Below are 13,359 nucleotides of genomic sequence, written 5' to 3'. Positions count from 1 at the left end.
CCTAAGCATTCAGAGATTGCACAGTTCTAACTGTAATCTCTTCATGAGTTTTAAGTCCGTCTAGCATGGCAAAGGCCGCAGCAACGGTTGTGGTGAACGGCACCTTATGTACTAGCGCCTGACAGCGAATAGCCGCTGCATCTGTAGCACCTTGGGTGTCTTCGGTTGAATTAATGATTAAATCAATGTCGTCATTTTTAATCATATCAACAATATGTGGCGAACCTTCTGAGACCTTATTAACCATCTCACATTCAAGGCCAGCATCCATTAATGCTTCTCTATTACTGCGAGTGGCAACCAAGCTAAAACCTTGTTGTGTCAATTGTTTACCCAAATCAACCAAATCGTCACGATCAAGCTTTCTAAGACTGACAAATACTTTACCATTTTCTGGTGCACGCGAACCTGCTGCTAATTGGGCTTTATCAAACGCTGAGGCGAAATCATCACCAACACCCATCACTTCACCCGTTGAGCGCATTTCTGGGCCTAAAATTGGATCCACACCTAAGAATTTATTAAACGGGAATACCGCTTCTTTAACACTGTAATGTGTTGGGATAATCTCTGAGGTAAAGTTAAGTTCTTTTAGGGTTTTGCCCGACATAACGCGCGCTGCAATCGCGGCCAATGGCTCACTAATTGCTTTTGACACAAATGGCACTGTTCTTGAGGCACGCGGGTTAACCTCAATGACATAAATTTCGCCATCTTGATACGCCAGCTGTGTATTCATCAAACCAACCACACCAAGTTTTTTTGCCATAGCGATAACCTGTGCACGCATTTGATCAAGCACCTCGTTATCTAATGAGTATGGTGGCAATGAACAAGCCGAGTCACCTGAGTGAATACCCGCCTGCTCAATATGCTGCATAATACCACCAATAACCACATCCTCGCCATCACAAATAACGTCAATATCAACCTCAATAGCATGATCTAAAAATGAATCAAGTAGCACTGGAGAGTCGTTTGACACTTGTACAGCGGTGTGCATGTAGTGATCTAGAGAATCTTTATCGTAGACAATTTCCATTGCGCGACCACCCAATACATAAGATGGACGCACCACCAATGGGAAGCCAATTGCATCAGCAATATCTTGTGCCTGCTCTAATGAGCGCGCTGTGCCATTAAGCGGCTGCTTTAACTCTAACTCTTGCAACATGGCTGAGAAACGCTCACGGTCTTCAGCCAAATCAATGGCATCTGGCGTCGTGCCGATAATTTTAGCACCACTCTTTTCTAGCGCTTCAGCCAACTTAAGTGGTGTTTGACCACCATAATGCACAATAATACCATCTGGATTTTCAATATCAACCACGGCCAATACATCTTCAAGTGTTAGTGGCTCAAAATACAAACGATCTGAAATGTCGTAATCGGTTGAAACCGTTTCAGGGTTGCAATTCACCATGATGGTTTCAAAGCCGTCTTCGCGCAACGCCAAAGAGGCATGTACACAGCAGTAGTCAAATTCAATACCTTGACCAATACGATTCGGGCCACCACCCAGAATCATGATTTTTTTCTTATCAGTCGGATTAGCTTCACACTGTTGTTGATACGTAGAGTATAGGTAGGCGGTCTCTGTATCAAACTCAGCCGCACAACTATCTACACGCTTAAATACTGGTTTAATGTTTAATGCCTTGCGACGCTCTCTAACCGATGATTCGCTACAATGCAGTAGTTGGCTCAAACGCGCATCTGAAAAACCTTTACGCTTAAGACTAAACATTTGCACTGCATCCACATCAGAAATACTATCGCCATTAATTTGCATCTCAGTTGACACAATGTCTTCGATTTGCGCCAAGAACCAAGGATCCACTTTTGATAAATCAAACACTTCCTCAAGACTCATACCTAATCTAAAGGCATCAGCTAGATAAAAAATTCGCTCACTACGTGCGGTAATACATTCAGATTTAATCTTATTGCGCGCATCATCGGCACCCAAATCAACCACAGGGTCAAGACCAACTTTATCTGTTTCTAGGCCGCGCAAGGCTTTTTGTAAAGACTCTTGGAAGGTTGAGCCCATAGCCATCACCTCGCCCACAGATTTCATCTGTGTGGTTAAACGGTCATCCGCTTTAGGGAATTTTTCAAAGGCAAAACGTGGAATTTTAGTAACTACATAATCAATGCTTGGCTCAAATGAAGCGGGTGTTTTGCCGCCAGTAATATCATTATCAAGCTCATCAAGCGTATAGCCTACTGCTAATTTCGCTGCCACTTTGGCAATTGGGAATCCGGTCGCTTTTGAAGCCAATGCTGACGAGCGTGACACACGTGGATTCATCTCAATAATAGTCAAGCGACCATTTTCAGGGTTAAGTGCAAACTGTACGTTTGAGCCACCGGTATCTACACCAATTTCACGCAGCACTGCTAATGAGGCATTACGCATTACTTGATACTCCTTGTCCGTCAAGGTTTGTGCAGGTGCCACGGTTATAGAATCACCGGTGTGTACACCCATTGGATCAAAGTTTTCGATTGAACAAATAATAATGCAATTATCTTTGGTGTCACGCACCACTTCCATTTCAAACTCTTTCCAGCCTAAGATTGACTCTTCAACGAGTAATTCATTGGTTGGCGATAAGTCTAATCCACGCTCACAAATTTCAATAAATTCATCTTTATTAAAAGCAATACCGCCACCTGAGCCACCCATGGTGAAAGATGGGCGAATCACTGTTGGATAACCAACAGTTTCTTGTACAGCAAAAGCCTCTTCTAAGGTATGTGCAACCGCCGCTTTAGGCATATCTAGGCCAATTTTAAGCATGGCTTCACGGAATAAATCGCGATCTTCCGCTTTATCGATGGCTTCTTTTCTAGCGCCGATCATCTCCACACCGTGCTTTTCAAGCACACCATGACGCTCTAAATCTAGCGCACAGTTAAGTGCTGTTTGGCCACCCATGGTTGGCAACAATGCATCAGGCTGTTCAACTTCAATAATCTTTTCAACCGTACGCCATTCAATTGGCTCAATGTAGGTTGCATCCGCCATTTGCGGATCAGTCATAATAGTGGCCGGATTAGAGTTAACCAAAATAACACGGTAGCCTTCTTCACGCAACGCTTTACAAGCTTGCGCACCTGAATAATCAAATTCACAAGCCTGGCCAATTACAATGGGGCCAGCGCCGATAATTAAAATACTTTTGAGGTCTTGTCTTTTTGGCATTATTTTTTAACTGTTAATGGGTGTTAGAAGTCATCATCTGAAACTGGCACATTGCCATCATAGATATCATTTTCTCGTTTTTGTAAATAAGAAGATCGCATCGTAATGTACGGATCATCAGAATTATCTAATAGATCGGTAATTGGTAATAGCTCAACACGCTTATCAATAATATTCATTGCGCTAGTAGTAATAGCGCCAATATCATTCATATCGTTAATTAAATTAGCATCTGAAGTTAAATCAACATAAACGCCAACCCCATCTCTTGCGGTAGATGGACCCAATAATGGCAACATAACATAAGGGCCTTCCTTAACACCCCATACTGCCATGGTTTGACCAAAATCCTCATCCTTAGTAGTAAGATTCATATTAGATGCCATATCAATCATACCACCAAGTCCAATAGTAGAGTTCACCAAAATACGTGTAAACGTCTCAACACTTTCTACTGGTTTAAACTGCAATATTTGATTGAATAAAGTACTTACATCACGCAAATTACCAAAAAAGTTACTAACACCATCTTGTGCGATTTCTGGAACATGGGCTTTATAAACTCTAGACACTGGCTCTAATAGGTTGTCATCAACAGTTTCATTAAACCCATACACAGATCTATTAACATCCTCAAAAGGATCAACTTCTGCCACTGCAAAGGTGCTACTCATTAGCAGCGCAAAACTGATTAATAATTTTTTCATCAGCTCATCTCCTCAATAAAGCTGTCAAATAAACCGCTTACATCATGTGGGCCAGGGGATGCTTCTGGGTGACCTTGAAAACTGAACGCTTTTTTATCTTTAACGCGCACACCTTGAATGGTGTTGTCAAATAATGAGCGATGAGTTACTTCAAGATTGGCTGGCATACTTTCTTCAGCCACAGCAAAACCATGGTTTTGCGAAGTAATCATCACTTGTTTAGACGCTAAATCTTGCACTGGGTGATTGGCGCCATGATGACCAAACTTCATTTTTTCGGTTTTTGCACCACTGGCCAAAGACAACAATTGATGACCTAGACAAATACCGAACATCGGAATATTCTTTTCCAATAAAGCTTCAATATTAGCAATGGCGTAATCGCACGGCTCAGGATCACCCGGACCATTGGATAAAAATACACCATCTGGATTCATAGCTAACACGTCCGCCACTGGGGTTTGTGCATTAACCACAGTTAAATCACAACCGCGATCAACCAACATTCTTAAAATATTAGTTTTAACGCCGTAATCATAAACCACGACATTAAATTTTGCATCAAGCTGGGCAAACTCGCCTGTTTCTAGAAAATAAGAGCCGCTGTTAAACTGGTATTGTTCAGGGGTTGAAACCACCTTGGCCAAGTCCATATTCTTTAAACCAGCAAATGATTGCGCTTTTTCAATAGCAGCCGCTTCGTCAATGTTGTCACCTGCTACAATACAGCCTTTTAATGAGCCATGTTCACGTAAATGACGCGTTAATGCACGCGTGTCAATATCACTAATAGCAACAATATTGTTGGTTTGTAAATATTCATCCAATGGCATTTCATTACGCCAGTTGCTATGCAAAAGTGGCAAGTCACGAATGATTAAACCTGCAGCATAAACTTTGGCAGATTCTTCGTCAACATTGTTAGTGCCTGTGCTACCAATATGAGGGTAAGTAAGCGCAACAATTTGCTGCGTATATGAAGGGTCAGTCAGGATTTCTTGATAGCCGGTCATTGAAGTATTAAATACGACTTCACCCAGTGTATCTCCACTAGCGCCAATAGATTTTCCATGAAAAATCTGACCATCTTCTAATGCTAATAAGGCAACTTGTGACACCGGACACTCCTGAATGAAAAACTTCGGGAATTTTACCATATTGTCTTAACACCCTGAAGAGCAAATACTCAAATCTAAGGGTATAATTAATTACAAATAATAATGGAGAAATATCATGGAAATTACTGTAGACAATATCAAATGTGGCGGTTGTGCCGGCTCAATTACCAAAAAATTATCGGCAACTTTTGAAACTGACAAAATTGACATAAATATTGAACAAGGTGTTGTTAGCATAGATCTTGATGAATCTAAAAGAGCTGATCTAATCCAGGTGCTACTTGATCTAGGCTATCCAGAAACCGATTCAGTTCATGGTTTTGATTCTGCTAAAGCTAAAGCCAAATCATTTGTTTCTTGCGCCATTGGTAAAATGGACAAATGATTGTAATTGTTAACGGCAAAGAATTAGACATTAACAATTCATCAACTGCTGAGAGTTTGATTGTTCAACTTAACTATCAGGATCAACGCATTGCGCTCGAAGTTAATGAAGCGATTATTCCAAAATCCAAGCATGCTGCATTTGGCTTGAACGCTGGCGATAAAATAGAAATTATTAAAGCGGTTGGTGGCGGTTAGACAAACCAGTTTTTTGGAATTTCGTCCACACCAAATGGTTTAACACTCAACTGCTGAGCAACACCTGCTGATAGCTTAACCTCAACATCCACACTACTTTCTTCTCGACCCTGGGAATAACGCGCCAATACTTGAGCGGCAATTTTAAGATCCTCTTGATTTGGCTCTCCATCAATTAACGCAATAGGGCCATTACAGCTAACTGGATATAAATTAGCGTATTGGTTGCGATAACCCTCTAAGAATTTAACCTCACCCTCTTCCCTGGCAACAATCATCTTGAAACGTTGATTAGGTCTAATGTGGCGTCCTACTTTAAGCATCATTAAATCATCCAGTTGATAATCACGATTACCGCGTGCTTGCCACATATCAACCAATTTATCGGAGTACTGTTTATCCGTTAAGAAGCAACAGCCGCCAGCAGGCGTGGCGTAATCTTCAAATCCGTATTCTTTGGCCAGGGCCATTTGCGGCTTGCGCGTACGCCCAGAAAAATCCAGCAATTGTTCACGATCAACCCAACCTTCTTTTTCCGCTTTACTTGGTGATAGGTGCTTAGCGCACAATGGGCGCAATAATAAATCATCGGCGCCTGATTCTTCTTGTACAACTGGCATGGTGTCTTTACGTTGTGACATTGGGCGCTGACCCATTACCTCGCCAGTAATAATGAAATCAAACTCATTTTCCTCCATCCACTGCTTGGCTTTTTTCACCATAAAACCTTTACAGTCCAAACAAGGGTTCATGTTTTTGCCGTAACCATGCTTTGGGTTTAATAAAACATCGCGATATTCCTCAATCACATCAATAATGTGTAATTTAATACCAAGTTGTTCAGCCACCCATAATGCGTTATTACGCTTTTGCTTGTCGCTCTTTTGCTTGCGAATGGCGTGTGTATGCCCTTCTACGCAAAATCCAGTAAAAAAGTTAATACCCTCAACATGAATGCCTTGATCCAACATTAACTTGGTGCTTAATAGTGAATCTAATCCACCTGATATTAACGAAACTGCTTTAACTTGTTTGCTCATAATTCTCTCATATAACGGTTATAGGCCTTGCCTATAACCTTATTTTCTAATACCATCAACACGACACCAATCATCTTTTTGAACAACGTGCAAATTTTTAAAAAATTCACCATACACCTCAAGGATCATAGGCAATTGATCCGCCATAATGCCTGATAATGCAAGACGTCCGTTTGGCTTGACTAAATTGGAAAAATGTTCACATAAGCCAACTAAAGGGTTGGCCAAAATATTGGCAATCAGTAGATCTACTGGATCCAGCTTACCTTCATCATCTGTATGCAATACTTTAATTTGATCTTGGCAATGGTTAGTCTTAATATTGTTATTCGTCGCAATAACTGCCTGTGGATCATTATCAACAGCAATAGCATACTTAGCGCCAAGTTTAATTCCGGCAATGGCCAAAATGCCCGTACCTGAGCCATAGTCAATCATGGTTTGACTTAAAGGCGGGTTTTCATCTAAATACTGCAAACATAAATCTGTGGTTTGGTGGGTGCCCGTACCAAATGCCAAACCAGGATCCATGTCAATGACGATTGCATCTTTTGGCAATTGGGACGAGTCTTCCCAAGAAGGGCAAATCCAAATCCGTTTACCAAACTGCATAGGATGAAAATCCTTTTTGCATTCATCTTCCCAAACTCTATCTTTTAATAATTCAAAAGTTGCTTGCTCTATTTTGCAAATTTGTTTAAGCATTTGCTTGACGTGCATTTGGTCAACTGCTAAATCAAATAAGGCGGTAATAGTAATATCTGGCCATAGTGGGGTTTCACCCACTGGCGGCTCATAAATAGCATCATCTTTAGAATCACTAAACGTGACTGACACACTACCAAGTCCCATTAGTATTTCACTAACAAAATCAGCTTGCTCTTCAGTGGTTTTTAAAGTTAATTGCATCCAATCCATAGCGTGCAGATTATACCTATGTTCATTATCCAGCATTAATCCCCGTATACCCCCTTAGGGATAGTTTGAAATATCACTATAAAATGGTGATAAAAACTTAAATTTCAGTATAATTTCTCTGGTTCGTACCTTTAACTTTAAACTTAAAGGTTTATTAATTATCAGGAGATATCATGGCTAACGGCATTACAAAAGGCAACAGACCACCATTACAAGGCAATTTAGATTCATTAAGCAAAGCTAACCCTTTAAACTCTAGAAGCGGTAACGAAACTGTTACTTCAACTCAAGATTATAAAAAAGGCATGAAGTCTGCTGAAGAGTTAGAAGAGTACAGATAGTCACTAACGACTTACGTAACTCATAAAAACCCTCGTCAGAGGGTTTTTTATTGCCCAGCGATTTACTATATTGTTTTGCGCAATAAGCATACACCTACAAACAAAATGTGTATTTATAAAACTTGACTTCAATCAATCTTATATAATATACCCAATTAAATTACTATGGTATTAAAAAATGGCATTAGATAGAACAGGAAACGGCTACTTAGTAGACCCATCAATTTGGACTGAAGAGATCATGCATGAAATGGCTGCAGAAGATGAAATTACGCTATCAGACTCTCAAGTTGAGCAAATTCGCTCAGCCAGAGAATACTTTGCAGATAACTCATCGGTTCCGCCAATCAGAACATTTTCTAAATACGTTGGTATTGATAAAAAAATCTTATTTAAAGAATGGCTAACTGGCCCAATGAAACCGATCACAAAATACGGAGGAATGCCACAGCCAACCGGTTGCGTATAACTCTTTACTTCGTCTTTTTCCTTGCTACAGCGTTAAAAAATTAAAATACTCAATCATATAGATTAACTATATTCAATCGAATTTTAATTTTTCGCCTTGTAGAAAGAAAAAATACTCGCAATTAGATTTGAATTAAAAAACCCTCGAAAGAGGGTTTTTTAATGTCTAAGATTTACAAAAATCTTTCTATAGATACCTATTGAGATGTGATTTTTTCATAGATTAAGGCGTAAAGAATTTGAAAATTAGGAGTTTACAATTTAGTAAATGACTGATTTGATAATTCTGACAACAAAAATATATGGAAAAAGCACACTCAACTTATAATAGGCTTTTGACTGAAGCGAGAGCTTCAGTTAGCTTAGACGGGTCTGTACCACCACCCTGCGCCATATCTGGCCTACCACCACCTTTGCCGCCCACTTGCTGGGCAACATGGTTAAGAATCTTCCCTGCTTGATATTGCTTAGTTAAATCTTTAGTTACACCAGCCACTAGCGATACTTTATCACCACTCACTGCAGCCAGCACCACAACGGCAGATCTTAGCTTGTCTTTTAGCTTGTCAGCAATATCGCGCAGATCTTTGCCACTCACGCCATCAACCACAGTAGCAAGCAATTTAACCCCGTTAACATCTTGCGCTTGATTAACTAAATCATCACCTTGGTTGCTGGCCAACTGCTTTTGGAATGTGGCAATTTGCTTTTCTAATTCTTTTTGCTGTTTAATCAGTTGCGCTACTTTCTCTACGGCTTGCGCATTGCTCGATTTTGTCATTTGCGCAATTTCACTCAAACTGTCTTCAGTTTGCTTATCGAACTGATAGGCGTCATAACCAGTCATTGCCTCAATTCGACGCACGCCAGCAGCAATACCACCTTCTGAGGTAATTCTAAACAAACCAATATCGCCCAATTGATTAACGTGTGTACCGCCACAAAGCTCCACTGAAAAATCACCCTTGCCCATGCTTAATACGCGCACCGTATCGCCATATTTTTCACCAAACAGTGCCATGGCGCCTTTCTTTTTAGCAGTTTCAATATCGGTTACATCCGTATGAACAATTGAATTCCCTAAGATGCGACGGTTAACCATCGCTTCAATCTTATCTAGATCAGCTTTAGCAATCACCTCATCATGAGAGAAATCAAAACGTAATTTATCACCGTCTACCAACGAGCCCTTCTGGGTAACCGTTTCACCTAAAACACCACGAAGTGCAGCATGTAATAAGTGTGTTGCTGAGTGATTTCGAGCAATACGCTTACGCCTACGCGCATCAACTTTAGCTTCAAGCACATCACCCACTTTAATCACGCCACTTAGTGCAATACCATGATGCTCAAATGCACCTGTTTTTTGTTTTTGCGTATTGGTAACTTCAAATTCAACACCCTTCGCGCTCAATGTGCCACTGTCGCCCACCTGGCCACCTGACTCGCCATAAAAACTAGATTGCGCCAATACAATAATGCCGTGATCGCCCGCTTCAATCGAATCAACCAGCTCGCCATTTTTAATCAACGCTTGCACTGATGAGCTATTTTCTAATTGCTCATAGCCTAAAAATTCAGTTACTTCGCTAACATCAACACCTTTTTGTGTGGTCTTAAAATCACCGGCTGAACGCGCTCTATCACGCTGTTTGGTCATTTCCGCTTCAAAGCCTGGCATGTCAATGGTGAGGCTACGCTCACGAGCCACATCAGCTGTTAAATCAACCGGAAAACCATAAGTATCATAAAGTTTAAACACAGTTTCGCCGTCAATTTCATTGCCTGTTAGATTGGCAATTGCGGCTTCTAAAATACCCATGCCCTGGTCTAGTGTTTGCGCAAAGCGCTCTTCTTCACGCTTTAATACTTTTTCAACATTCGCTAAAGATTTCTTAAGCTCCGGATAAGCCTCTTTAAACTCTAATGCCAATACCGGCGCCAAACGATAGAAGAACGTTTTCTCAATACCAATTTTATGACCGTGGCGAATCGCACGACGAATAATACGGCGCAGTACATACCCACGCCCTTCGTTTGATGGAATCACCCCATCCACAATCATAAAAGCCGTTGAGCGAATATGATCAGCAATCACACGAACTGATGCGTTATCAGTTTTGATACCCGCCTCTTTAGGGGTTAGCTCAACCACTGCCTTAGTTAGACTGTTAAAGCCATCGGTATCATAATTATTGTTTTCATGTTGCAATACAGCAGCTAAACGCTCAAGCCCCATGCCAGTGTCTACACAAGGTGCATCAAGTGGTTTTAAATAGCCGTCTTCTTGTTTGTCATACTGAGTAAACACCAAGTTCCAAATTTCAATATAACGATCACCATCTTCATCTGCATGTCCTGGCGGACCACCTGCAATCTCTTCACCGTGGTCATAAAAAATTTCACTCGATGGCCCACACGGGCCGGTATCACCCATTTGCCAAAAGTTATCTTTAGCGCCACAACGAGAGATACGATTTTTAGGAAAACCAATTTCATTTACCCAAATAGCTTCAGCTTCATCATCTTCTTCAAAGACACTAACCCAAAGTTTATCCTTAGGCAGGCCAAGCTCTACTGTTAAAAATTCCCAGGCATATTGAATGGCTTCACGTTTGAAATAATCACCAAACGAGAAATTGCCCAGCATTTCAAAAAAAGTATGGTGGCGCGCGGTATAGCCGACATTTTCAAGATCATTATGTTTGCCACCAGCACGCACACAACGCTGACAACTAACTGCACGTGTGTATGGGCGCTTTTCTAAGCCACTAAACACATCCTTAAACGGCACCATGCCAGCATTTACAAATAATAAGGTTTTGTCATTATGCGGAATAAGTGACGAGCTCTTTTCAACGGTATGGTCTTTTGAGGCGTAAAAATCTAAGAATTTTTGTCTAATTTGTGCAGTTTTCATGCGCGTAAACATTGTATAAAAAGGCTTTATTATACTGATTAACTCACTACTTAGACGATAAGCGAGGTATCGCCAGCGCCTTGTCGGATAATTTCAACCTGTCCAGAAGTTAGGTTAATCACTGTGGTTGGCTGTGGTGGACAATAGCCATCATCTACAATCACATCAACCAATTTTTCAACTGCATCACGCACGTCGTCAATATCGTAAAACTCACAACCAGGTAATATCAGTGACACGCTCATCAATGGCTCATCAAGTGAGGCGAGCAAGGCTTGTACCACACCGTGTTCAGTAATGCGCAGGCCAATGGTTTTTTTCTTATCATGCAACAGACGCTTAGGCACATCGCGCGTCCCTTCTAGGATAAATGTATAAGGACCAGGTAAAATTTTCTTTAGTAGGCGAAAGGCATTATTATCCAATTTGGCGTACTCACCAATATGCGCCAAATCACGCATCATTAAGGTGAAATCATGGCGCTTCGAGAGTTGTCTGATTTGACGAATGCGCTCCAATCCAGCTTTATTACCCAAAGCTGTGCCGAGTGCATAGCCTGAATCTGTTGGATAAACAATAACACCACCAGATTTAAGCTCGCTCACCACTTGATCAATTAAGCGTTGCTGAGGGTTTTGTGGGTGAATTTTCAATAGTTTCATTACTACCAATTTCTCCATATTGTGGTTTCAGGATTGGGCATTTCCAGTAGTTTGCCAATCACCATACGTTGGTTTGGCCAGCCATGATAATCAGAGCCTTGAGAGGATAACAAATTAAGCTCCTTTGCCCATTGGCCCACTAACGTTATTTCATCTGCACTACTAGATCCAGTCACTACTTCAACACCATCTAATCCCGCGCCAGCCAAATGGCTTAATAATCGTTTAACTTTTGTATTGGTCATACGATAACGTAATGGATGCGCCAAAACAGCTTGCCCGCCTGCCGCATGTATCCAAGAAATTACCTCATCATACTCAGCCCACTTGCCACCCACGCCGCCGGGTTTTTTACCGGTTAAAAAACGCTTAAACACACTACGCATATCTTTGCACACACCCTCTTGAACCAACATTTGAGCAAAATGTGTTCGAGTAATCATGTCTGTTTTGGCGATAGCCTGCGTTTTTTCCAGCGCGCCAAACACACCAGCACCACCTAGACCTCGCGCCATCTTCTCGGCGCGAACTCGTCGAAATTCTTGATGCCGCTTAAGCCCATCTTGGAGTGTTGCATTATTAATATCAACCCCCAAACCCACGATATGAACCGTCATATTACCCCACATGGCTGACACCTCAACACCATGGATTAGTCTTAAACCGACCTTATCTGCCTGTTGTTGCGCCTCGATCAATCCATCAGTCGTATCGTGGTCAGTTAGTGCAAATACATTACACTCTTGCGCTTTGGCTAAATTGACCACTTCAGTGGGTGATAGAACACCGTCAGAATAATAAGAATGGTTATGCAAATCAATAATCATTATTTATATACATTTTTACGATGTTTGACTTTAACGATAATAATCATTAATTTATTTTCAATAATCTCATACAACACTCGATAATCTCCCACCCTTAATCGATAATAAGGTGACAAATCCCCTACTAATTTCTTTCCCAAATATGGATTTTCAACGAGTTTGGTTTTTATTGCAATTAATATTTTTGCACGCCAATTGTGATCAATTTTCTTTAGATCCTTAATAACCTTATCATCAATCAACAACTTATACATTTAATGCTTTTTCTAATTCCTCAACGCTAATTAAGTTTCTAGAACTATCTTGAGAGCGGCTCTGCACTTCATAATAATCAACCATATCATCTAAATAATTCTCTAAAGCCTCTTTTACAAAAAAACTCTTTGGACGTTTTGTGGCATTAGACAAACCATCTAACTTAGATTGCATTTCTTCATTTAACCTTACAGACAACATATTTAACTCCTAATTTATTTTGTATTATATGTATGACAAGTATAACATTCTTAATAGAGCCAGATAACAAGATTTCGGAAAAGTCTTCAAAAAGCAAAAAAAAAAAAAC

The 13,359-nt window shown here is 40.7% G+C and carries 14 protein-coding genes; 4 read left to right on the top strand and 10 right to left on the bottom strand.

The genetic code is table 11. From position 1 onward, the window contains the following. Nucleotide 1 precedes the first annotated feature (1 nt). The 3 genes from carB to carA are packed head-to-tail and all read right to left on the bottom strand — an operon-like array spanning nucleotide 2 to nucleotide 5,036. Complete coding sequence (carB, locus tag PSN35_RS00070) at nucleotides 2–3,211, bottom strand: carbamoyl-phosphate synthase large subunit (protein WP_300028011.1); 3,210 nt, start codon at nucleotides 3,209–3,211, stop codon at nucleotides 2–4. Nucleotides 3,212–3,234: 23 nt separating this feature from the next. Further along, nucleotides 3,235–3,918: a VacJ family lipoprotein gene (locus tag PSN35_RS00065; RefSeq protein ID WP_300028008.1), complete on the bottom strand. Its 684-nt coding sequence runs from the start codon at nucleotides 3,916–3,918 to the stop codon at nucleotides 3,235–3,237. Next, the gene (gene carA, locus PSN35_RS00060) at nucleotides 3,918–5,036 is read right to left on the bottom strand and encodes a glutamine-hydrolyzing carbamoyl-phosphate synthase small subunit (protein WP_300028005.1); all 1,119 of its coding nucleotides are present in this window, start codon (nucleotides 5,034–5,036) and stop codon (nucleotides 3,918–3,920) included. The genes PSN35_RS00065 and carA overlap by 1 nt, the downstream gene beginning before the upstream one ends. Before the next feature lie 115 nt (nucleotides 5,037–5,151). Between carA and PSN35_RS00055 the strand changes: the two genes are divergently transcribed. Both PSN35_RS00055 and thiS read left to right on the top strand, forming a co-directional pair. Continuing rightward, nucleotides 5,152–5,421 (top strand): heavy-metal-associated domain-containing protein, encoded by a 270-nt coding sequence (locus PSN35_RS00055; protein WP_300028002.1) that lies wholly within the window; start codon nucleotides 5,152–5,154, stop codon nucleotides 5,419–5,421. Continuing rightward, a complete protein-coding gene (thiS, locus tag PSN35_RS00050) occupies nucleotides 5,418–5,618 on the top strand; it encodes a sulfur carrier protein ThiS (RefSeq protein WP_300027999.1) in 201 nt (66 codons plus the stop codon). The genes PSN35_RS00055 and thiS overlap by 4 nt, the downstream gene beginning before the upstream one ends. On the opposite strand, the gene PSN35_RS00045 is transcribed toward thiS, so the two are convergent. Together PSN35_RS00045 and prmA are read right to left on the bottom strand one after the other, a co-directional pair. Continuing rightward, nucleotides 5,615–6,658 (bottom strand): tRNA (5-methylaminomethyl-2-thiouridylate)-methyltransferase, encoded by a 1,044-nt coding sequence (locus tag PSN35_RS00045; RefSeq protein ID WP_300027996.1) that lies wholly within the window; start codon nucleotides 6,656–6,658, stop codon nucleotides 5,615–5,617. The two genes, thiS and PSN35_RS00045, sit on opposite strands and share 4 nt — an antisense overlap. 39 nt (nucleotides 6,659–6,697) lie before the next feature. Continuing rightward, complete coding sequence (prmA, locus tag PSN35_RS00040) at nucleotides 6,698–7,612, bottom strand: 50S ribosomal protein L11 methyltransferase (RefSeq protein WP_300027993.1); 915 nt, start codon at nucleotides 7,610–7,612, stop codon at nucleotides 6,698–6,700. A 137-nt stretch (nucleotides 7,613–7,749) separates the two neighbouring features. Between prmA and PSN35_RS00035 the strand changes: the two genes are divergently transcribed. Beyond that, complete coding sequence (locus tag PSN35_RS00035; protein ID WP_300027990.1) at nucleotides 7,750–7,917, top strand: hypothetical protein; 168 nt, start codon at nucleotides 7,750–7,752, stop codon at nucleotides 7,915–7,917. A 178-nt stretch (nucleotides 7,918–8,095) separates the two neighbouring features. Further along, nucleotides 8,096–8,386: a TusE/DsrC/DsvC family sulfur relay protein gene (locus PSN35_RS00030; RefSeq protein ID WP_300027987.1), complete on the top strand. Its 291-nt coding sequence runs from the start codon at nucleotides 8,096–8,098 to the stop codon at nucleotides 8,384–8,386. A 321-nt stretch (nucleotides 8,387–8,707) separates the two neighbouring features. Here PSN35_RS00030 and alaS read toward each other — a convergent pair whose 3' ends face one another. From alaS to PSN35_RS00005, 5 genes are read right to left on the bottom strand one after another with little or no spacing between them, the layout of a single operon-like run. Continuing rightward, nucleotides 8,708–11,305, bottom strand: coding sequence for an alanine--tRNA ligase (gene alaS / locus PSN35_RS00025; RefSeq protein WP_300027984.1), 2,598 nt, complete (start codon nucleotides 11,303–11,305; stop codon nucleotides 8,708–8,710). Between the two features lie 50 nt (nucleotides 11,306–11,355). Further along, nucleotides 11,356–11,967 (bottom strand): L-threonylcarbamoyladenylate synthase, encoded by a 612-nt coding sequence (locus tag PSN35_RS00020; RefSeq protein ID WP_300027981.1) that lies wholly within the window; start codon nucleotides 11,965–11,967, stop codon nucleotides 11,356–11,358. Between the two features lie 2 nt (nucleotides 11,968–11,969). Next, on the bottom strand, nucleotides 11,970–12,794 hold the full coding sequence (locus PSN35_RS00015; protein WP_300027978.1) for a PHP domain-containing protein: 825 nt from the start codon (nucleotides 12,792–12,794) through the stop codon (nucleotides 11,970–11,972). Beyond that, the gene (locus PSN35_RS00010; protein ID WP_300027975.1) at nucleotides 12,794–13,036 is read right to left on the bottom strand and encodes a type II toxin-antitoxin system RelE/ParE family toxin; all 243 of its coding nucleotides are present in this window, start codon (nucleotides 13,034–13,036) and stop codon (nucleotides 12,794–12,796) included. Before PSN35_RS00010 ends, PSN35_RS00015 begins: the two co-directional genes overlap by 1 nt. 4 nt (nucleotides 13,037–13,040) lie before the next feature. Continuing rightward, complete coding sequence (locus PSN35_RS00005; RefSeq protein ID WP_300027972.1) at nucleotides 13,041–13,250, bottom strand: ribbon-helix-helix domain-containing protein; 210 nt, start codon at nucleotides 13,248–13,250, stop codon at nucleotides 13,041–13,043. Nucleotides 13,251–13,359 lie beyond the last annotated feature (109 nt).

The sequence above is a fragment of the Candidatus Thioglobus sp. genome (assembly GCF_028599055.1).
Lineage (GTDB): Bacteria > Pseudomonadota > Gammaproteobacteria > PS1 > Pseudothioglobaceae > Thioglobus_A.
Note: the sequence above shows the minus strand (reverse complement) of the source record. Positions and strands in the feature narration are given on the sequence as shown.